The sequence below is a fragment of the Lentzea sp. NBC_00516 genome, assembly GCF_036346835.1.
Lineage (GTDB): Bacteria > Actinomycetota > Actinomycetes > Mycobacteriales > Pseudonocardiaceae > Lentzea > Lentzea sokolovensis.
The window spans coordinates 4157757-4177899 of the sequence record NZ_CP107840.1 but is presented as its reverse complement, the minus strand read 5'-3'; the positions used below and the strand labels follow the sequence as shown (position 1 = coordinate 4177899).

Here is a 20143-nt window from a genome sequence, read left to right as displayed (position 1 = left end):
GAAACCTTCTTAACTAAATCGCCGCCGCGCCCTGCTCTCCCCCTTACACAGGAGGCACCCTGTGGCCAGACCCCTGTTCCTGGTCGTACCAGCAGCTCTCGCACTCGCTGTTGTTCCGGCCGTCGCCCTCGCCGCCCCGGTCCAGTACCAGGCGGAGAGCGCGACGATCGCCAACGGCCTCGTCGAGTCCAACCACGCCGGCTTCACCGGTTCGGGCTTCGTCAACTACGACAACGAGGTCGGCAGCTCCGTCGAGTTCACCGTGAACGCGGGCACCGCCGGTCCGGCGGCACTCACGTTCCGGTTCGCCAACGGCACCACGGCGAACCGCCCGATGGACATCTCCGTCAACGGCACCGTGGTGGCGTCGAACCTCGCGTTCCCTGGCACCGGCGCGTGGACCACGTGGACGACCAAGTCCACGACGGTCACCCTCGCGGCGGGGTCCAACACGATCAAGACGGTCGCGACGACGGCGAACGGTGGCCCGAACCTGGACCGCGTCGACGTCGACGCCCAGTCGGGCACGCCGGACACCGTGGCCCCCTCGGTGCCGGGCAACCTGCGCTCGACGGGCACCACGTCGTCCTCGGTCTCGCTGGCGTGGAACGCGTCCACCGACAACGTGGGTGTCGCCGCGTACGTCCTGTCCAACGGGCAGACCGCGGCCGGCACCACGCACACCGTCACCGGCCTGACGCCGGACACCGCGTACACCTTCACCGTGCAGGCGCGCGACGCGGCGGGCAACCTGTCCGGCGCCTCGAACTCCGTCTCGGTGCGCACGCAGCCGGGCACGCCCGGCGGCACCAGGCCGCACGACATCAACGGCCTGCTGCGCGTGTGCGGTGTGCAGCTGTGCAACCAGTACGGCAACCCGATCCAGCTGCGCGGCATGAGCACGCACGGCATCCAGTGGTACCACCAGTGCGCCAAGTCCCAGTGGTGGGACGCGCTGGTGAACGACTGGAACGCGGACTTCATCCGCGTCGCCATGTACATCCAGGAGGACGGGTACGAGACCGACCCCCGCAAGTTCACCGACATGATGCACGGCTACATCGAGGAAGCCACGCGTCGCGGCATCTACGTCCTCGTGGACTGGCACCAGCTCTCGCCCGGTGACCCGAACTACAACCTGTCCCGCGCCAAGACGTTCTTCACGGAGATCGCCAACCGGCACAAGGACAAGACGAACATCATCTACGACATCGCCAACGAGCCCAACGGCACGTCGTGGGCGAAGGTCAAGTCCTACGCCGAGCAGATGATCCCGGTCATCCGCAACATCGACCCGGACAGCCTCATCGTCTCGGGCACGAACGGCTGGTCGACGTTCGGCCACTCCGACGGCGAGGACCCGTCGACGGTGCTGAACAACAAGGTCAACGCGACCAACTTCATGTACTCGTTCCACTTCTACGCCAACTCGCACAAGCAGGCGTACATCGACGTCCTGAACCGCGTCTCCAGCGCCGTTCCGGTGTTCGTGACCGAGTTCGGCACGCAGACCGCGTCCGGCGGCGGCTCGAACGACTTCACGACGTCGCAGAAGTACATCGACCTGATGGCCCAGAAGAAGATCTCGTGGGCCAACTGGAACTACTCCGACGACGGTCTGTCGGGCGCGGTGTTCAAGACGGGCACCTGCTCCGGCACGAACTTCTCGGGTACCGGTGTGCTGAAGGAAGCGGGTGTGTGGGTGCGCGAGCGCGTCCGCACGCCGGACAACTTCCCGACCAGCTGAACTGAATGAAGAAGGGGGTGTGCCGTCAGTGAACTGGTCCCCAGAAGTTGGACTGGCTAACTGAAGGTTAGGCCGCGAGGGCCTGGGCTCGGTATTGGACCGGGCTCAGGCCCTTGAGCGTGGTCGAGATGCGGGTGGTGTTGTACCAGCCGATGTAGTCGTGCAGTGCCGCGGTGAACTCTGCGATGGTGTCGAACTTGTTGTGGTGGAACAGTTCTTCCTTGAGGTGACCGAAGAAGTTCTCGGCTAGGGAGTTGTCGAGGCAGTTGCCCCGTCTCGACATCGACTGAGTCAAGCCCGCGTCGGTCAGCAGGGTGCGCCAGGAGGCGTGCTGATACTGGAAACCCTGATCGGAGTGCATCAGCGGCCGGGCGCCGGCCTCGGTGGGCAGGGTCGCGATCGCCTTGCGCAGCGCGGAGTTCGTGAGTTCCAGTGTCGGTGATGGGCCGTAGGTGTAGGCGATCACAGACCGGTCGAACAGGTCGATCACCGGGGATAGATAGAGCTTGTCCACGCCGATCCGGAACTCGGTCACGTCAGTGACCCATTTCGTGTCCGGAGCGGACGCGCTGAACTCGCGGCCGAGCACGTTGTCCGCGACCGTGCCGGTGTGTCCCAGCCAGGACCGGTACCGCCGCGGCCGCCGCACCTTGCAGACAAGGCCGAGGACGTTCATCAGCTTCAGCACGGTCTTCTTGGTCACCCGCCGGCCCTGCCGTGCCAGCACGATGTGAACCCGCCGATGCCCGTAGCGGCCGTGGGCGGACTCGAACGCCTCGGTGATCGCGGTCTTGAGCTCGGCCTGCGGGTCGGGTCGGGTGAGTCTGGCCTGGTGATAGAAGAACGTCGAGCGGGCAAGCCCGGCGGCCGCCAGCAGCACCGGCAGCGGATAGTCGGCCTTGAGGGTGGCGATGACCTGGGTCTTCACTCTCGCCCCTGCTCCTTCAAGGCCCGCAGTTTTTCCAGGAACGCCACCTTCGCGGACAGCTCCAGATTCTCCTGCCTCAGGCGGTCCAGCTCGCTGAGCCCGGACGGGTCGACAGGCTTGGCAGGCCGGCCTTTCGACTTGGGCCGCAACCCGTCCTCACCGTCACGCCGATACAACCTGACCCAGGTCTCGACCTGCTTGGGTGAGGCCAGATCATGCTCGCGGGCTAACTCGATCGCGGTCGCCTCACCCGCGACGAACCGGCGCACTATCCCGAGTTTGAACTCGAACGTGAACGACCGCTTACCCGGCATGGACACCAACGCTCCCGCGCTTCGCAGCCTCCAACGATCACGCAAGCGTCGCACCGCCGACCGCGACACACCCAGCCGGGTCGCGACAGCCTTCTCGCCATACCCGGTCTCGAACAACGCGACAGCAGACTCCCGCTGCCACTCACACAACGAACTTCGCGGATGCAACGAACCACTCCCCGGACGTCAGAACTGGATTCCCAGTCCAACTTCCGGGGAGCGGTTCACAGCGGCACACCCCCTTCTTCAGCCGCTCGACGGCCAGGTGTGCACGGGTTCGTTGGCGTGCATCAGGTCCACATAGGTCCGGAGCATCGTGCGCAACGCGTCCGCCCGGTCCATGTGCGTGTGGTCGTAGTGCCGGTGGAACTCCCGGGCCTGCCAGGTAGCTCCGTTCACGCCGCTCAGGCACCGCTGCTCGATCACCCCGAGCAACCGGTCACGTTCCGAGGATTCGACGCCCCACCGGATCAGACCCTCGTGCGCCAGCGGCAGCAACCGGCGCAGCACCAGCTCGACCACCGGCACGGTGCCGACGCCGGGCCAGTACATCTGGGCGTCCATCCCGTTGCGCGAGGCGGCGTTGAAGTTCTCCTCCGCCGCCTGGAAGCTCATCTGCGACCACAGTGGACGCTCGTCCTCCGCCAGCGCGCGCACCAGCCCGAAGTACAGCGCGGCGTTGGCCAGGGTGTCCACGATGGTCGGCCCGGCAGGCAGGACGCGGTTCTCGACGCGCAGGTGCGGGCGGTCGCGGACCACGTCGTACACGGGCCGGTTCCAGCGGTAGATGGTGCCGTTGTGCAGCTTCAGCTCGCTCAGCGCGGGCGTGTCGCCCTTGTCGAGCACGGCCAGCGGATCCTCGTCGTCGGTGATGGGCAGCAACGCGGGGAAGTAGCGGACGTTCTCCTCGAACAGGTCGAAGATCGAGTTGATCCACCGCTCGCCGAACCACACGCGCGGCCGCACGCCCTGGGCCTTGAGCTCGTCGCCCCTGGTGTCGGTGGCCTGCTGGAACAGGGCGATGCGGGTCTCGCGCCAGAGCTCCTTGCCGAGGAAGAACGGCGAGTTGGCGCCGACGGCGACCTGCACGCCCGCGATGGCCTGGGCGGCGTTCCAGTACGCGGGGAACTGCTCCGGTGACACCTGCAGGTGCAGCTGCGTGCTCGTGCAGGCGGCCTCGGGGACGATCGAGCTGGCCGTGAGGTGCAGCCGCTCGACGCCGTCGATGGAGATCTGCAGGTCCTCGCCCCGCGCGGCCAGCACCTGCTCGTTGAGCAACGCGTAGCGCGGGTTGCCGGAGAGCAGGGCGGGGGAGATGTCCTGGGTGCGCAGGGTCGGCAGGATGCCGTTGATGACCATGTGCGCGCCGACCGCCCGTGCCTTCTGCTCGGCGTCGTTGAGGCTGCGGCGAACGGTCTCCTCGAACGACGTGATGCCGCCGCCCGCGAGCCGGCGCGGAGCCACGTTGATCTCGATGTTCCACTGGCCGAGCTCGGTCACGAAGTCCGGGTCGTCGATGACGTCCAGGGCCTCGTGGTTCTTCATCGCCGGATCGCAGTTCTCGTCGATGAGGTTGATCTCGATCTCCAGGCCGGTCATCGGCCTTTCGAAGTCGAAGCGCGCTTCACGCAGCATCCGCGCGAACACGTCGAGACATCGCCGCACCTTGGTGCGGTACCGCGTGCGGTCCTCGCGCGTGAACTCGTGCTTCGCGACGTCCTCGCCCATGGTGGCCTCCCGGCGGTCGAGGGTTCAGCCCACCACTCTGCACCATGGTTGATCAATCCGACACTCGTGTGTCCTGTTCCGGAACAACGCGACAGGCCCCCGGAACGCCTCCGGGGGCCGTGTCACGCACTGTCTCAGTTGGCCGCGAGGTCCCAGCCGGTCCAGCCGGAACCGATCTGGGTGCCGGTGCCGAACCCGCCGGTCCCGGTGCCGAGCCACTGCCACAGCGTGTTGTCGGACGTGCGGACGGCCACGAGGTCGGCCCTGTTGTCGCCGTTCACGTCCATCGACGTCATCTGCCGGAACCCGTTCCAGCCGGAACCGACCTGCACCGCAGTGGCGAAGTCCGCCCCGCTGCGCTTCCAGAAGAAGAGCTCGCCCGCGCTGCTGGTCGCCCAGACGTCGCCGTCGCCGTCCCCGTCGGCGTCCGCCGCCGTGTGGCGGAACAGGCTCGCCCAGCCGGCGCTGACGAGGTCGCGTTCGGCGAACTTGCCGTTGCCCTTGCCGACGTAGAGGTACATCTTGCCGCCGTCACGGGCGAGGATGTCGGTCCGGTTGTCGCCGTTGACGTCGCCGAACGCCACGTTCTCCATCGCGGCCCAGCCGGTGTCGACCGTCGCCGCCGAGGTGAACGTGCCGTCGCCGCGGTTGTGCCAGTAGTACAGCGAGCCGTTGCCGATCGCCCACAGGTCCGCCCAGCCGTCGGCGTTCGAGTCGCCGATGCCGATGCGGGTGAAGCCGCCCCAGCCGGGGCCGAGCTTGGTGCCGGTGCCGAAGCCACCGCCCGCCTTGCCGCGGTAGATCCACGCGTTGCCGCTCGGGTCGACGCCCAGTGCGTCGTCGTACTTGTCGCCGTTGATGCTCTTGGCGGCCAGCACGGGGGCCGGGGGAGCCCCGATCGCCGCGCGGGCGTCGTCCACGAACTGCTTGTAGCGGCCCGACTTGTAGGTCGACCACGGGGTCCAGCCGTCGGCCTGGTCGTAGATCTTGCGCGCCGCGTTGGCGTTGCACTGCGCGTTGTAGGCGCAGGTGTCGCTGACCTCGGGGTGCCAGTAGTCGTTGATCTGCCAGAGGCCGCGGTCGACCGAGTTGTGGCTGTCGCTGTTGACGTAGCGGGCCGACGGGTCGCAGCGGGACTCGGCCATGCCGACCGCCACCGCGACGACGAGCGTCTCACCGGTGAACCCGGCGGTGCGGCCGGTGGAGACGCAGAGGTCGATGTCACCGGCTGCCTGGGCAGGCAGCACGAAGCAGGTCAGAGCGGCCGCCGTGGCCAGGATGGAGGACAGGAGCTTCATCAGTTCACCGCCAGGTCGAAGCCGGCCCAGCCGCTGCCGATCTGCACTGCCTTGCCGAACGTGCCCGCGCCGCCGCCCAGCCACTGCCACAGCGTGTTGTCGGACGTGCGGATCGCCACGATGTCGCTCTTCGAGTCGCCGTTGACGTCCATCGACACGAGCTGCCGGAAACCGCCCCAGCCGGCACCGACCTGTGTCGCCGTGGAGTAGCCGCCGGCGTCCTTGCGCCAGAAGAACAGCTCGCCCGCGTTGTTGGTCGCCCAGATGTCGCCGTCGCCGTCCGCGTCGGCGTCCCCGCCGGTGTGCCGCGCGAGACCTGCCCAGCCCTCGCCGAGCAGCGACCGCGCCGAGAACGCGCCGTTGCCCTGACCGGTGTAGACGTACATCTTGCCGCCGTCACGGGCGAGGATGTCGGTCTTGTTGTCGCCGTTGATGTCCACGAAGGACACGTACTCGAAGGCGGCCCAGCCCGGCCCGACCTCCTTGGACGCGGCGAACGTGCCGTCACCGCGGTTGTGCCAGTAGTAGAGCGTGCCGTTGGAGACGGCGAACAGGTCCGCCCAGCCGTCGGCGTTGGAGTCGTTCACGGCGACGCGGGTGAAGGCGCCCCAGCCGGGACCGAGCTTGGTCGTGGCGGTGAAGCCACCGCCCGCCTTGCCCTTGTAGATCCACGCGACGCCGTCGGGGTCGATGCCGATCGCGTCGTCGTACTTGTCGCCGTTGATGCTCTTGGCGGCCTTGCCGAGCGTGCCGCAGTTCTGGCTGACGTACGTCTCCTTGCCGGTGGCGTAGTCGAACGGGTCGTCGTGGAACGAGGCCGGCCTGATGTAGTTCGGGTAGGCCTGGCCGCCGCCGCGGTTGCGGTACTCGAAGTGCAGGTGCGCGGACAGACCGGAGGTGTTGCCGTCGGTGTTGCCGACCGTGCCGATCACCTGGCCCTGCCGCACGGTGTCGCCGTCGTGCACGGACTTCTTGTCGAGGTGGGCGTAGAGCGTCGAGTAGCCGCCGCCGTGGTCGATCTCCAGGTAGTTGCCGTAGGCGGACGACTCGCCGCCCTCCAGCACGACGGTCCCTGTGGCCGCCGCGAGCACGGGCTCGCCGAGGTCCTCGTTGCCGCTGGTGCCGGTCATGTTGAAGTCGATCTCGTTGTTGCGGTGCGCGCTGCTGGCACCGGAGTTCCCCTCCCACGACGTGCCGCAGATGAACGGCAGTTCGAGAGCGGGCGCGGCGGCCTGGGCGGCGGGTGGCGCGAGCGTCAGCGCCACGGCGGCCACGGCGATGCCCGCGACCGTCCGACCGATTCTGAGAGACATCAGGGAATTCCGTTTCTTTCGGGAGGTGGTGTGCTCCCTGAATTCCAGGTCCATTCCCTACACGGCACCTACACGGCTTCTACAGGGTTTTGGCACCTTTAGGCGCTTGGAGCCGCTGCTACGCTGCGACGCGGGGGGCCTGTCAGGCTGGGGGAGCGTTGGGGAACGCCGCGAGTTTCGAGATCCTGGGTCCGCTGAGGGTGGCCAATTCCGGTCAGCCGCTGAAGCCGGCGGGGCCGCGGCAACGGGCGCTGCTCGCCGCGTTGCTCGTCCGCGCCGGACGCCCGATCAGCCTCGACGGGCTCATCGACGCGCTTTGGGGCGAGAACCCGCCGGTGTCCGCCGTCGCGAACATCCACACCTACGTCAGCCGGTTGCGCCGCGACCTCACCGACATCGGCCTGCCCGGCAGGCTCACCACCGACAGCGCCGGCTACCGGCTGCGGGTCGAGCCGGACGAGCTCGACAGCGAACTCTTCGAAGCCGTCGCCGCCAAGGCCCGCGAGGCCCTGGCCAGTGGCGACGCGGCCAAGTCGGTGGCGTTCTGGCAGGAGGCCTGGGCGCTGTGGCGCGGCCCGCTGCTCGGCGACGTGCCGCGCGCCGGGTGGCTGGAGGCGGACGTGGTGCGGCTCGACGAACTCCTCGCCGCCGCCCGCGAGGACTCCGCCGACGCCCGGCTCGCCGCGGGCCAGTACGGCGCCCTGATCACCGAACTCGGCGTGCAGGTGCGGCAGTTCCCGTTGCGCGAGGGCCTGTGGTGGCGGCTCATGCGGGCGCAGCACCAGGCAGGACGGCGGGCCGAGGCGCTGGAGACCTACCGCGCGGTCCGCGAGGTGCTCGTCGACGCGCTCGGCGTCGACCCGTGCGAGGAGATCCAGGACCTGCACCAGGAGATCCTGCGCGGCGGCAGACCCGAGGCGCCCGGCCTGAACCCCGTGCGCCCCATGCAGTTGCCGCCCGACGTGGACAACTTCACCGGCCGCGACGCCGAACTGGCGCGGCTGCGGAAGGTCCTCACGCGACGGTCGAAGTCCACCCTGGCCGCGATCACCGGCAAGGCGGGCGTCGGCAAGACGTCACTGGCCGTCCGCGCGGCCCACGAGTCCGGCGACCAGTTCGGCGGCGGCCAGCTCTACGTCCGCCTCGGCGGCACGAGCTCGTCGCCGCGTGATCCCGCGACCGTGCTCGCCGAGCTGCTGATCGCGCTGGGAGTGCACCCGCACGCCGTCCCGGAGGACGTCGAGGCCCGTGCGGCGCTCTACCGCTCGCAGCTCGCGGCCCGCTCCGTCCTGATCGTCCTGGACGACGCGAAGAGCATGGCGCAGGTCCGCCCGCTGCTGCCCGGATCCGAGTCCTCCGCCGTGCTCGTCACGAGTCGCGTGCAGCTCGTGGGCGCGCAGACGGTCAACCTCGACGTGCTCGACGCCGAGGAGGCCGTGCGGCTGCTGGGCGAGATCGCCGGGCAGGACCGCATGACCGCCGAACCGGACGCGGCCGCCGCCGTCGCCCGCTACTGCGGCAACCTCCCGCTGGCCCTGCGGATCGCCGCGTCCCGGCTCGCCCGCCGCGGCCACTGGTCGGTCGGCCGCCTCGCCGAACGCCTGGCGGGCGAGGGCACCCGGCTCAACGAGCTGCGCATCGACGACCTGGAGGCGCGGGCCAGCCTGGCGTGGAGCTACGAGGCGCTCGACGACGTGCAACGGCGCGCGTTCCGGCTGCTCGGCCTGCTCGACGTGCCGGACTTCCCCGGCTGGGTGCTCGCCGCGCTGCTCGACGTCGGCGTGCACGACGCCGAGGAGATCGTGGACGGTCTCGCCGACGTGCACCTGCTGGAGGTCTCCGGCACGGATCTGGCCGGGCAGGGCCGCTACCGCTTCCACGACCTGTTGCGGGTGTTCGCCCGCGAACGCGCGAACGAGGTCGACGCCCCCGAGGAGCGTGGTTCGGCGCTGCGCAGGGCGTTCACCGCGTGGCTCGACCTGGCCGTGCAGGCCGAATCCGGTCTGCCGTGCCGGTTCCTCAAGGTGCGGCTCGATCCCGAGCGCAGCGGCGTCGAGCACCGGTTCGCCGATCCGCTGGCCTGGCTGGAGGCCGAACGGGACGCGCTCGTCGGTGTCGTGGAGCAGGCTCTCAAGCTAGGCATGACCGCGCTGGCGTGCGATCTGGCGTGCTCGCTGACGACGTTGTTCGACCTGCGCAGCCACTACGACCTCTGGCGCCACACGCACGAACTGGCGTTGGGCGCCGCCACCGAGGACCGCCATCGCGCGATCCTGCACCAGGGCCTGGGCGCGCTGGCGTTCTACCGCGACCACTACGGCGAGGCGAACGAGCACTTCACGACGGCGCAGGAGATCTTCGCCCGGATCGGCGAGCACCGCGGCCACGCCTACGCGAACCTCGGCCTGGGCAGCGTGCACCTGTTCCACGGCAGGCAGGACGAGGCAGCGGTGCGGCTCGGCCAGGCGCACGAGACGTTCGGCGCGTGCGCAGACGCGAGCGGTGAGGCGTTCGCGTTGCAGGCAATGGGGATCGTGCACCGCAACCAGGGCAGGCTCGACGACGCCGAGCGGTGCCTGGGCAGCGCGCTGGAGATCTTCAGCGGCCTCGCCAGCCGGTACGGGCAGGCCTGCGCGTTGTTCAGCCTCGGCCTGCACCACAAGGCACGCGGCGATCTCGCGCGGACCGAAAAGGCGTTGCTGGACGCCATCGGCCTGTTCCGCGCGGCGTCCTGCCCGCGCGACGAGGCGCTGGCGTTGCACGTGCTGGCCGCCACCTACGCCGAGCAGGGCGACGCGGGCAGGGCGTCGGAGATGATGTCCCGTTCGCTCACCGTGTTCCCGCAGGAGGACGAGAGCGTCGGCAAGGCCGCCACGCTCTACAGCCTCGGCTGGGTCGCGCACCGCAACCAGCGTCCCGAGGAGGCCGCGGTCTGCTTCGAGCAGGCGCTGCGGCTGTTCGACCGGCTCGACCTGCAGGTGCACGTCCGCCGGACCGTCGATGCGCTGGAACAGCTGGGGCTCACCGTCCCGGCCCGGTGAAGGTGACGGTGTCCACCAGCCTGCGCTGCACCAGCAGGAACACCAGCAGGCACGGCACCCCGGTGACGGTCGCCGCGGCCATCAGCTCGGGCGCCGTGAGGTGCCCGGCGTCCAGAGTGGACAGACCGACGGTCAGCGTGGTGGTCTCCCCGTCGCCGGAGACCACCAGCGGCCACAGGAAGTCGTTCCAGTGCCAGAGGAACACGAACACCGCGAGCGTGCCGAGCACGGGCCGGCACAACGGCAGGACGACGCTCCGGTAGATCCGCCAGTCGCCGGCGCCGTCGATCCTGGCGGCGTCGAACACCTCGTCCGGCAGCGCGCGGATGAACTGCCGCAGCAGCAGGACGGCCTGCGCGTTGGCCAGCGTCGGGACGATCAGCCCCCAGTAGGTGTCCGCCCAGCCGAGCTGCTGGATCAGCACCACGGACGGCAGCAGCACGGCGTGGAACGGCACCATCAGCGTCGAGAGCAACGACCACAGCAGCGCGTCCCGGCCGGGAAAACGCTTGCGCGCGAACACGTACGCGGCCATCGACGCCGAGAGCAGCACGGCCACCACCGAGACACCCGAGTAGAGCACCGTGTTGCCCGTCCACCGCAGGAAGCTCTCCGTGGACAGCAGCGCGGCGAAGTTGTCCAGGGTCAGCGCCGACGGCCACGCGTACGGGATCGTCGGCGCGAAGCGCGGCGACAGCGCGACCACCAGCATCAGCACGAACGGCGCGACCGCCACCAGCGAGACCACTGACAGCAGCACGGTGAGCCAGATCCGGTTGCGCATCACGGGTTCCGTTCGAACGCGCGACGCTGCACGAGAGACACCAGCAGCACGATCGCCCACAGCACCACACCGGCGGCCGCGGCCCTGCCGATCTCGAAGTACTTGAAACCGTAGTCGTAGATGAGGTACGCCAGCGTGTAGCTGGACTGCATCGGCCCGCCGCTGGTCATCACGTAGACCGTGTCGAAGACCTGGAACGCGCCGATCGTCTCGACCACGACCACGAAGAAGATCGCGGGCCGCAGCGAGGGCAGGAGCATGTGCCGGAACCGCTGCCAAGCGCTTGCGCCGTCCACTGTGGCCGCTTCCAGGCAGTCGGCGGGGACGTTCCGGATGCCCGCGAGCAGGATCAGCATCGCGTAGCCGAACCCCTTCCAGACCCCGACCACCGCCAGCGCCGGCAGCACCGCCGACGGGCTCCGCAGGAAGCCGCCGGGTTCGAGCACCCACTTCCAGATGACGCCGCTGAGCACGAGGCTCGTGACGTACGGCGCGAACAGCGCGGCCCGGAACAGCCCGCGTCCCCACGGCACCGAGTGCAGCAGCAACGCCGTGCCCAGCGCCACCACGACGATCAGGGGCACGTAGATCGCCACGTAGGTCAGCGTGGTGCGCAGGCTCGTCAGGAAGATCCGGTCCTGCAGGAGACTCGTGTAGTTGTCCGCGCCGGCGAACTCGAACTCACCGCCCGGCCGGTAGTCGGCGACGCTCAGCCCGGCCGCGCCCAGCATCGGCAGGAACCGGAACGCGCCGAACACCACCAGCACCGGCAGCAGGAACGCGAGGATCGTGCAGGCCTCACGCCACCGTCGTACCGTCACCGCTGCTGAAGCAACGCGTCGACCTCGTTCGCCGCGTCCGAGAGCGCCTTTTCCGGCGTCTTCTCCCCGAGCAACGCGGCCTGCAGGTGCGGTGCCAGCAGCCCCATCGCCTTGCGCGCCTGCGGATGCGCGTCGCCGGCCCGCACGAGCGGCAGCGCCTGCGCGAAACCCCTGTCGACGTCATCGGTGACGGACGGCGTGGAGTCGTTCCACGGCAGGAAGAAACCGGACTGGACGCAGAGCTCCTCTACGACCTCCCGCGAGGTCATGTAGGCGAGGAACTTCTTCGCGGCCTCGGTGTTCTTCGCCTTGCGCAGCAACGACAACCCGCCGGGCTGGCCGAACGTGACCCGTTCCCTGCCCCGCAGCGGAGGCCCGACCACCGCGTTCTCCGCGCCGACCGTGCGGACGACGTTGCGCGCGGTCGAGGAGACCATCGCGTGCGCCATCGCGGCCCTGCCACCCGCCACGGCGTCGTCGGCCAGCAGGGACCGCTTGGTCGCGGCGTCCTCCGGCAGACCGCCCATCGCCTTCAGGTCGACCAGGAACTTCAGCGCCTCAACGCCTTCCGGCGAAGAGAACGCGCTCTTCGTGCCCTCGCTGTCGAACACGCTGCCACCCGCCTGCCACAGCAACGGGTAGAAGGTCATGTTGAGCGTCTCCTCGGTGGAGCCCGCGTAGTCGAGGATCGGGACGCCGCGCGCGGCGAGCTTCGGCGCGGCGGCCTTCACCTCGTCCCAGGTGTCCGGCAGGTCGGTGATCCCGGCCTCCGCGAACACCTTGCGGTTGTACACCGTCGTCGTGACGGTCTGGTACAGCGGCAGCGCGTAGGTCTGGCCCTTCACCGTCAGCGCGTCGACCGCGGACTGCCGGTAGGCGTGCCCGGTCAGCACGTCGCCGACGGGCTGCAGCGCCTTCTCCTCCACGTACTGGGGAATCATGTCGGGCTGGAGCAGCACGACGTCCGGCCCGTTGCCCGCCATCAGCGCGGCGCCGAGCTTCTCCGGTCTGCCCTCCCACGGCTGGAGCTCGATGCGGAGCCGGACGCCGTGCTCGGCCTCGAAACCCGACTCGACCTTCTGCCAGTACGCCCGGTTCTGCGTCTGGTCGGCGATGACCGGGTACATCCACAACGTCACGGCATCGTCCGACTGGGAACCGCACGCCGTGAGCGTGGCGACGAGAGAGGCTGCGACGAGTGCTGCGGTTCGCTTCATGCGGCGACTTCCGTTCCGATGCCGAAGAGGCGCGCGGCGTTGCGCCACATCACGTGGTCCTGCTCGTCGTCGGTGAGATCGGCGTCCGCCACCACGCCCAGCGCGATCGCGGGGTCGACCAGGGTGCTGTCCGTGCCGAAGAGCATCTGCTCCAGCGGAACCCGGTCGAGCGCGTACCGGTAGCGGCCGCGATCGGTGATCGAGCAGCACGGTTCGAGGTAGAGCCGGTCGGAGCGGGTGGCCGCCTCCACCGCAGTCCGCCACGCAGGGCCGCCCATGTGCCCGGCGATCACCCGCAGATCCGGGTGCCGTTCCAGCACGTCGACGAGGCCGAGCACGCTCTCGTCCCAGGTGTGCACCAGCACCGGCAACCCGGCCTGCGCGGCGAGCGCCATGGTGTCCTGGATCGCCTGGGACAGCAGCGTCTGACCGGGGTAGGTGGTGTGCACCTTGACGCCGACGAACCGTCCGGCAGGCAGGTACTTCTCGAGTTCCCGCGCCCCGGCCTCGAGGTCGTTGGGGTTGATCACCACGTAGCCGAGCAGCCGTGGGTGGGCCTCCAGGACCTCGGCCATCCACCTGTTGCCCGCGACCATGTCGTAGGTGACGGCCTCGGACGCGGACACGATCTGCCGGTCGATGCCGTAGCGGTCCATCAGCGTGAGGTTGAGCTCGGCGGCACCCACGTCCGTGGCGAAGAACCACGGTCCTGCGTGCGCGTGGACGTCGATGATCACTGCGTCTCTCCCAGCCACTGTGCCGCGGTACCGCGGGCCACCTGGTCCCATTCCTGCTTGGTCAGTCCGGCCGTGCGCAGGCGCAGGGCGGACGGCATGACGTCGTGCATCGGCGTCTTCGACCCGTAGGCGAGGTGGTGCGCGCCGACCTCGCCCGCGATCCGTTCGATCGAGTCGGGGCCGACCAGCATCCGGGTCGAGGCCACGAAACCGGGCTCACGCCGTGCCATCACCACGAAGTCCGAGACGCGGTAGGCGTGCACGTCGAGGAAGCACACCCTCGCGCCCCTGTCCGCGAACGACCGCCAGAACTGGCTGAAGTCGCCACTCGTGAGCAGCACCAGGTCGTAGGCGACGGCGGTGTCGACGATGTGCGCGAGGCCGGGGGAGACGGGCTCGGCCCACTGCTCGGGCGGGAAGAGCCGCAGGACCTTCGTGCCGGAGTCGGCGAGCCTCGCGATCTCGTCCTCCGCGCCCAGCGCGTCCCGGATGTCGACGGTGCCGACCGCCGTGAACCTCGGGTGCTGCTCGGCGGCCTTGCGTGTCTCGTCGTTGCCGGAGCCGACGTCGAACAACGCGCCGCGCAGCGAGCAGAGCAGGCCGCGGCGGATCCCGTGGCTCTCCTGCTCCTGTGTCACCGCGTCCAGCGAGGCGTCGAGCCGGCGGTTCGGCACCGCGCCGAACAGCACGTCGACGTCGAAGCCGATCTCGTGCCGTTCGGCGGGTACTCGGGGGAGGGTCACCATGCCCGGTGAGTCTGGTGACCGCCTCTACACGTCCCCTACACGCGCGCGGGCACGGCGATGACGGTGAGCAGGAGGTCGCCCTGCACCAGCCAGCGGCCGTCGAACCCGGCGATCGGGGTGTCGGGCAGCAGGATGCGCGAGTGGAACGTGCCGTCGGCGTTGAGCGTGATGTCCGCGTCCTCGAACCCGAGCCACCGCCGGGTGACCGGGTACCAGGCCTTGTAGGTGGACTCCTTGGCGCTGAACAGCAGCCGGTCCCAGCAGATCTTCGGGTCGTCGACCTTCAGCCCCGGCATCCTGCGCAGCTCGGCGGGGATGGCGATCGCGCCCAGCACGCCGTCCGGTGCGGGCTTGTGCGGTTCGGCGTCGATGCCGATCGTCTCGAAGTCGCTCGCGCGGGCCAGTGCCGCGGCCCGGTACCCGGCGCAGTGCGTGAGGCTGCCGACGATCCCCGCCGGCCACAGCGGCTCGCGCTTCGGGCCCGGCAGGATCGGGGCGGGCTCGACGTCCAAGTGCCGCATCGCCTCGCGGGCGCACGCGCGGACCGTGCCGAACTCGAACCGGCGCTTGGGCACGGCGTTGCCCAGCAGCGCCTCCTCCTCGGGGAAGAGGTCGGCCGGCTGCTCGTCGTCGTAGCGCTCCACCGCCGCGATGGGCGGGGGAAGGACCTGCTCCAGCACGGTCATGCCTCCCGGAGCACGTCGTGCAGCTTCACCTGGGTGGTGCCGCGTGGTTTCCACTCGCGCGGGTAGCCGAGCGAGACCTCGTCGAAGCGCACGCCGTCGTAGTGCGTTGTGCGGGGGATGTGCAGGTGGCCGTAGACCATCTCGACCACGTTGAACCGCTTGTGCCAGTCGGCGGTCAGCGTCGTGCCGCACCAGAGCGCGAACTCGGGGTAGCGCAGCACGAACGTGGGGTCGCGGACGAGCGGGTAGTGGTTGATCAGCACCGTCGGGCCCTGGATCTGGGCGAGCCGCTCCTCGGTCTCCTTGACTCGCGCCTGGCACCACGCCTCGCGGGACGGGTACGGGTCGGGGTGCAGGAAGTACTCGTCCGTGCACACCACACCCGCTTCGTGCGCGATGGCGAGGGCCGACTTCACGTCCGTGGCGCCGTGCGGCCGGAAGGAGTAGTCGTAGCCGAGGAAAAGTGGACACACAGTGACCGGGCCCTGGGCGCCGTCGAACGTGACGTACGGGTCCTCCGGCGTCACGACGTCGAGGCTGCGGCACAGCTCCACGAGCTGCTTGTAGCGCATCTCGCCGCGGGCCTGGTTGGGGTCGTCCTTGGTGGTCCACAGCTCGTGGTTGCCCGGCGACCAGATCAGCTTCGCGAACTTCGGCCGGAGGGTCGCGAGCGTCCACTCGATGTCGGCGAACTTCTCGCCGATGTCCCCGGCGATGATCAGCCAGTCGGTCTCGTCCGGTGATGCGATCGTCTCCACGACCTGGCGGTTGTCCTGGTAGGAGACGTGCAGGTCGCTGGTGGCCAAGAGCTTCACAGTTCGAACGGTATCTGTGGCGTCAACGACCGGATCATTACCGTCCGGTGGGCCACTCGATCGTGAGAGCGGTACCACGACCGGTTATCCGTTCGTCGCAGACAGTGCGCCACTCGTCTCAACAGGGCAAGCCGCGTATCGCCACCGCACGCCCGTTCACCGCCTTTTATGGCCTACGTACTTACCTGTTTTCTGGCCTCCTTCCTACTGTGAGCGCTGTCACCTGACGGAAAAGTCCTGGCGGAGGACCCCATGACCGACTCACAGTTCGCTCGCACCCCGGACCCGCGACTCTCGCGACAGGTCCCGCCCCGTCAGGTGCCAGGACGCCCAGTCCCCCCACGCCAGACACCCGCGGGCCAGATCCCGCCACGTCAGGCGGCCGTGAGCCAGGTCCCCACCCGCTACGGCCAGCCGGTCGACCCCCGCCTCGCGGGCAACCCGTCGTTCCGCCGCACGGTCGGCGCCGAGATCGCCCGCCACGCCCAGCAGCACCAGGCCTACGCCGTCCCCCAGCGCCGCACCACGGCCGAGGACACCGCCCTGGCCACCCTGCTCCGCTCCCGTCAGCGCGCCGAGTCCGCCCGCCAGGACCAGCGGCCCGCCGACGTGGCGCAGCGCCCCGAAGCGTGGATGCGCACGTCCGCCTGGCCCGAGTCCGGCATGGAGTCCGGCCGCGGTGACGTCATCGACCAGCTCTCCGCCCGCCTCGTCTCGGCGAACCTCTGGGCCGTCGTCGAGCCGCTCATCCCGCCGGCCAAGGTCCGCCGTCAGGGCGGCGGCCGCGGCCGGGTGTGCAGCCGTTCGGTGTTCACCGCGATCGTGTTCGTGCTGTCGTCCGGATGCGCCTGGCGGCACCTGCCGGCGTCGTTCGGCGTGACCGTGCCGACCGTGCACCGGCGGTTCCAGGAGTGGACCGACCTGGGGCTGTGGGTCCGCCTCCGTCGTGCCGCGGCCGAGGGCGCGTGCGGGACCGACGAGATCGACTGGATCCGCGCGGTGCTGGACGCGGCGGACCGCCGGGCCGCGAAGGCCGCCAGCTGATCTCTCTCTTTGAGCTTCGCCGGAGTCACCCTGCGGAAGGGTGGCTCCGGCGTTTTCGTGCGCCTGGGCATGCTGTCTGTTGCGCGACGGCCCTTCGAGACGACATGGGTGGTTGTCTCTGCCTGGCGGTGGCGACTGGCTGACCGTTCTAGCGTGGATTGTTGACAATTCGGCTGTAACGCCACCTGATTCGGCGCTTCGTCTGGCGCCAAGGGGGCAACTTCCTGCACATTGTCGTGCACCGATGGCCAGTCGATCCCGTGGTTGGCGCCGCGAGACCTCCCGGTTGATCCGGCGACATGGCTCATCGGCCTTGACCCAGTCGATCGAACTTCGGAGGAACAACCGTTGACATGCTCTGAGCGAACAAACGTCGCACCTGTCAGCTGCGTTCGAAGAGGATGCTCCGCCAATCCCGTGCTTGAGACAAATCAGGTTGTGTTGGTGTTGGGCTTGCTGATTCTCGCTGTACCACTAGTTCTCGCGGGGTTGGCGATTCATGACGTGCTTGCGGTCGTCGCGGGCGTGGTTGCGCTTGGCATCACCGGATGCCGCCTGGCCGCAGGCGGAGATGCGATGACATGGCGGTCTCTGCATCTACCGCGCACCTGGCACTCATTCGACCCAGCGGGAGCGAACGGGGCGGCAGGGCTAGGTGATGGGCAGGCCTGAGGCTCCCATCGCCGGTGACGATCTGGTCGAAGAGTTCGCCCGCGACCTGCGCCAGCTGCGCCAGGCTGCGGGCGAACCGACATACCGTGCGATGGGCGAGGCCACGCACTTCTCGTACACGACCCTGTCCAAGGCCGCTGCCGGCAAGCGCTTCCCAACACTCGCCGTGACGCTGGCTTATGTGCGGGCCTGTAGAGGTGAAGAATCGGAGTGGGCAAGGCGATGGACGCTGGCGGCCGGGCGTGAGGTGGACGCGGATCTGCGGGTCGACGTGCCAACCGAGGAGCCCGTTCTCGCCGTAACTCGAAACCGGCTGACTTTCTTCACCATGCGCTCTCTTGGACCCAGACTTGAGATCGCCGTTTCGCTCATGATTCTGATGACGGGGCTCGCCTTGGTCCTGGCCATGCACCTGACGTGGCCAGGTCCTCAGGGCCCGTCCTACGCAGTGAGCGCGTCGGAAGGTGGCTCGCTGACGTTCGACTTGAAGCCGTTCGAGATCAACGACATTTCTGGCGCGCCCGTGCCACTCGTGCCAGGAGCGATCGGTGTCCGTCAGGTCCGGCTTACGAACCCCAACTCGGCCGCCATCGTCGTCGAGGCTCTGTCCGCTGTTCCTGGCCAGCCGATCGACGCTTCTCACCAGCGGGTGAAGGGTTGTCCCGCAGGGGTGATCACAGTCGAACCGGTGAAGGACAAGGTGGAGATCCCGGCAGGAGGTGCCGTAGAGGTCGAGATGACCGTCCGCGTTGCGGAAGTGGTGCCGCCAGTGTGTGCCGGTCTGGTGTTTCCACTGACCTACTCCGGCAGGGCGAAACACGGCTGACGGAGGCTGTGTGAACTGAAACGCCCAGGTCATTGAGTTGTTTCGTGTGTGCGAAGGTGCTGTCACCAATCGGCAAGGCCTCGCACAGTCTCCAGGTGTGCGGTAGCCATACTCTGAGGTGTGATTCCTCGATCGGAGGAATCACACCTGAGGTTGCTCGTCGACTGGGTCAGCATCAGGTCTGACGGGGCTCTCTGCGCCAACAGAGGGCCCCGTCGTCCAACTGATGTGACTCTTCAGACGGATGGCTCACATGCCGTTGATGCCCGCGTGGTACTTCGGCACCCGCACGGTGATCTTCGTGCCCAGCCCGCAGGCGGTCTCCACGACCAGCCCGTACTCGTCCCCGTACACGCGCCGCAGCCGTTCGTCGATGTTGCCGAGCCCGATGCCGGCCGACTCGTCCACCTGCCCGGCCAGCGTCCGGCGCAGCTTCTCCGGGTCCATGCCGATGCCGTCGTCCTCGATCGTGATGTGCGCCTCGGCGCCGCCGTCGTTGGCGTAGATCTGGATGTGGCCCGGCTCGACCTTGCCCTCCATGCCGTGCCGGACGGCGTTCTCGACCAGCGGCTGCAGGCACAGGAACGGCACGGTCACCGGCAGCACCTCGGGCGCCACCTGCAGCGTCACCTTCAGCCGTTCGCCGAAGCGCGCGCGTTCCAGGGCGAGGTACTGGTCGATCGAGCGCAGTTCCTCTGCCAGGGTCGTGAAGTCGCCGTGGCGGCGGAACGAGTAGCGGGTGAAGTCCGCGAAGTCCAGGAGCAGGGTCCTGGCGCGCTCCGGGTTCGTGCGGACGTAGGAGGCGATGGCGGACAGCGAGTTGTAGATGAAGTGCGGCGAGATCTGCGCGCGCAGGGCCCGCACCTCCGCCTCCACCAGCCGGGTGCGGGAGCGGTCCAGTTCGGCGAGCTCCAGCTGGCCCGCCGCCCAGCGGGCCACCTGGTTCGTCGCGCGCACGAGCCCGGCCGAGGCTTCGCGGGAGTAGGCGGCCAGGGTGCCGACCACCCGGCCCTCGACGGTCAGCGGGGCCACGACGGCGCAGTTGATCGGGCAGTTCGGTTCGGTGCAGCCGATGTCGAACGCCTGGGTGCGGCCGGTCAGGAAGACGTCCTCGGCCTGGGCCATGGCCTCGGCCGCGTGGTGGTCGGAGACGCCCTCCCAGGCCACGACCTCCGTCTCGTCGGTCAGGGCGAGAGCCGGGGTGTCGAGCAACGTGCGCAGGTGCCGGGCGGACTTCTTCGCCGCGTCGGGGACGAGACCGGCGCGCAGCGGGGGAGCGGCGGACCAGGCCGTGTGCAGGGTTTCGTAGGTGACGCGCTGGGCCTCGGTCGAGAGCGACTGCTTGTTGCGCGTGCCCCGCCACAGGACGAGCACGGCCGCTCCGCCCACGAACAGGATCGCGGCGGCGGTGAGGAAGTCCTGCATG

General features: G+C 69.0%; 16 protein-coding genes and 1 pseudogene. 4 read left to right on the top strand and 13 right to left on the bottom strand.

Features of this window, described 5'->3' with window-relative positions:
* The first annotated feature begins 61 nt into the window (after positions 1-61).
* On the top strand, positions 62-1747 hold the full coding sequence (locus tag OG205_RS18525) for a cellulase family glycosylhydrolase (RefSeq protein WP_330277482.1): 1686 nt from the start codon (positions 62-64) through the stop codon (positions 1745-1747).
* 67 nt (positions 1748-1814) lie between these two features.
* Here OG205_RS18525 and OG205_RS18520 read toward each other — a convergent pair whose 3' ends face one another.
* The 5 genes from OG205_RS18520 to OG205_RS18500 all read right to left on the bottom strand — a co-directional run bounded on the left by OG205_RS18520 (position 1815) and on the right by OG205_RS18500 (position 7328).
* Positions 1815-2675: an IS3 family transposase gene (locus OG205_RS18520; RefSeq protein WP_330270099.1), complete on the bottom strand. Its 861-nt coding sequence runs from the start codon at positions 2673-2675 to the stop codon at positions 1815-1817.
* Positions 2672-3139 carry a transposase gene (locus OG205_RS18515; protein ID WP_442916826.1) on the bottom strand — a complete coding sequence of 156 codons (468 nt, stop codon included), beginning with the start codon at positions 3137-3139 and terminating at the stop codon, positions 2672-2674. The genes OG205_RS18520 and OG205_RS18515 overlap by 4 nt, the downstream gene beginning before the upstream one ends.
* Positions 3140-3235: 96 nt before the next feature.
* Positions 3236-4717, bottom strand: coding sequence for a glutamate--cysteine ligase (locus OG205_RS18510; protein ID WP_330277481.1), 1482 nt, complete (start codon positions 4715-4717; stop codon positions 3236-3238).
* A gap of 134 nt (positions 4718-4851) precedes the next feature.
* Positions 4852-6015 (bottom strand): FG-GAP-like repeat-containing protein, encoded by a 1164-nt coding sequence (locus OG205_RS18505; RefSeq protein WP_330277480.1) that lies wholly within the window; start codon positions 6013-6015, stop codon positions 4852-4854.
* A complete protein-coding gene (locus tag OG205_RS18500; RefSeq protein ID WP_330277479.1) occupies positions 6015-7328 on the bottom strand; it encodes a VCBS repeat domain-containing M23 family metallopeptidase in 1314 nt (437 codons plus the stop codon). The genes OG205_RS18505 and OG205_RS18500 overlap by 1 nt, the downstream gene beginning before the upstream one ends.
* 158 nt (positions 7329-7486) lie before the next feature.
* On the opposite strand from OG205_RS18500, the gene OG205_RS18495 reads away from it, so the two are divergent.
* Positions 7487-10369, top strand: a complete 2883-nt coding sequence (locus tag OG205_RS18495) for an AfsR/SARP family transcriptional regulator (protein WP_330277478.1) — start codon at positions 7487-7489, stop codon at positions 10367-10369.
* On the opposite strand, the gene OG205_RS18490 is transcribed toward OG205_RS18495, so the two are convergent.
* Genes OG205_RS18490 through OG205_RS18460 form a run of 7 tightly spaced genes read right to left on the bottom strand, consistent with a single transcriptional unit; the run spans position 10350 to position 16175 of the window.
* Positions 10350-11153 (bottom strand): carbohydrate ABC transporter permease, encoded by an 804-nt coding sequence (locus OG205_RS18490; protein ID WP_330277477.1) that lies wholly within the window; start codon positions 11151-11153, stop codon positions 10350-10352. The genes OG205_RS18495 and OG205_RS18490 overlap by 20 nt on opposite strands.
* Positions 11153-11974: a carbohydrate ABC transporter permease gene (locus OG205_RS18485; RefSeq protein ID WP_330277476.1), complete on the bottom strand. Its 822-nt coding sequence runs from the start codon at positions 11972-11974 to the stop codon at positions 11153-11155. Before OG205_RS18485 ends, OG205_RS18490 begins: the two co-directional genes overlap by 1 nt.
* On the bottom strand, positions 11971-13191 hold the full coding sequence (locus OG205_RS18480; protein WP_330277475.1) for an ABC transporter substrate-binding protein: 1221 nt from the start codon (positions 13189-13191) through the stop codon (positions 11971-11973). Before OG205_RS18480 ends, OG205_RS18485 begins: the two co-directional genes overlap by 4 nt.
* Entirely contained in the window at positions 13188-13928 is a 741-nt protein-coding gene (locus OG205_RS18475; protein WP_330277474.1) for an amidohydrolase family protein, read from the bottom strand. Before OG205_RS18475 ends, OG205_RS18480 begins: the two co-directional genes overlap by 4 nt.
* On the bottom strand, positions 13925-14674 hold the full coding sequence (locus OG205_RS18470; RefSeq protein WP_330277473.1) for an amidohydrolase family protein: 750 nt from the start codon (positions 14672-14674) through the stop codon (positions 13925-13927). Before OG205_RS18470 ends, OG205_RS18475 begins: the two co-directional genes overlap by 4 nt.
* Positions 14675-14709: 35 nt before the next feature.
* Positions 14710-15360, bottom strand: coding sequence for a 4'-phosphopantetheinyl transferase family protein (locus OG205_RS18465; protein ID WP_330277472.1), 651 nt, complete (start codon positions 15358-15360; stop codon positions 14710-14712).
* Complete coding sequence (locus OG205_RS18460) at positions 15357-16175, bottom strand: metallophosphoesterase family protein (protein ID WP_330277471.1); 819 nt, start codon at positions 16173-16175, stop codon at positions 15357-15359. Before OG205_RS18460 ends, OG205_RS18465 begins: the two co-directional genes overlap by 4 nt.
* Positions 16176-16838: 663 nt before the next feature.
* On the opposite strand from OG205_RS18460, the pseudogene OG205_RS18455 reads away from it, so the two are divergent.
* Both OG205_RS18455 and OG205_RS18450 read left to right on the top strand, forming a co-directional pair.
* Positions 16839-17216, top strand: a pseudogene (locus OG205_RS18455) (transposase); the annotation flags it as partial.
* A 661-nt stretch (positions 17217-17877) separates the two neighbouring features.
* The gene (locus OG205_RS18450; RefSeq protein WP_330277470.1) at positions 17878-18717 is read left to right on the top strand and encodes a helix-turn-helix domain-containing protein; all 840 of its coding nucleotides are present in this window, start codon (positions 17878-17880) and stop codon (positions 18715-18717) included.
* 249 nt (positions 18718-18966) lie between these two features.
* On the opposite strand, the gene OG205_RS18445 is transcribed toward OG205_RS18450, so the two are convergent.
* Positions 18967-20142 (bottom strand): sensor histidine kinase, encoded by a 1176-nt coding sequence (locus OG205_RS18445; RefSeq protein ID WP_319973294.1) that lies wholly within the window; start codon positions 20140-20142, stop codon positions 18967-18969.
* Position 20143 lies beyond the last annotated feature (1 nt).

What these genes read in the sequence shown, in the direction of transcription:
- OG205_RS18470 (WP_330277473.1), bottom strand. Translation starts at nt 14,674, where the DNA reads ATGGTGACCCTCCCCCGAGTACCCGCCGAACGGCACGAGATCGGCTTC.
- OG205_RS18490 (WP_330277477.1), bottom strand. Translation starts at nt 11,153, where the DNA reads ATGCGCAACCGGATCTGGCTCACCGTGCTGCTGTCAGTGGTCTCGCTG.
- OG205_RS18445 (WP_319973294.1), bottom strand. Translation starts at nt 20,142, where the DNA reads ATGCAGGACTTCCTCACCGCCGCCGCGATCCTGTTCGTGGGCGGAGCG.
- OG205_RS18480 (WP_330277475.1), bottom strand. Translation starts at nt 13,191, where the DNA reads ATGAAGCGAACCGCAGCACTCGTCGCAGCCTCTCTCGTCGCCACGCTC.
- OG205_RS18465 (WP_330277472.1), bottom strand. Translation starts at nt 15,360, where the DNA reads ATGACCGTGCTGGAGCAGGTCCTTCCCCCGCCCATCGCGGCGGTGGAG.
- OG205_RS18505 (WP_330277480.1), bottom strand. Translation starts at nt 6,015, where the DNA reads ATGAAGCTCCTGTCCTCCATCCTGGCCACGGCGGCCGCTCTGACCTGC.
- OG205_RS18450 (WP_330277470.1), top strand. Translation starts at nt 17,878, where the DNA reads ATGGGCAGGCCTGAGGCTCCCATCGCCGGTGACGATCTGGTCGAAGAG.
- OG205_RS18510 (WP_330277481.1), bottom strand. Translation starts at nt 4,717, where the DNA reads ATGGGCGAGGACGTCGCGAAGCACGAGTTCACGCGCGAGGACCGCACG.
- OG205_RS18500 (WP_330277479.1), bottom strand. Translation starts at nt 7,328, where the DNA reads ATGTCTCTCAGAATCGGTCGGACGGTCGCGGGCATCGCCGTGGCCGCC.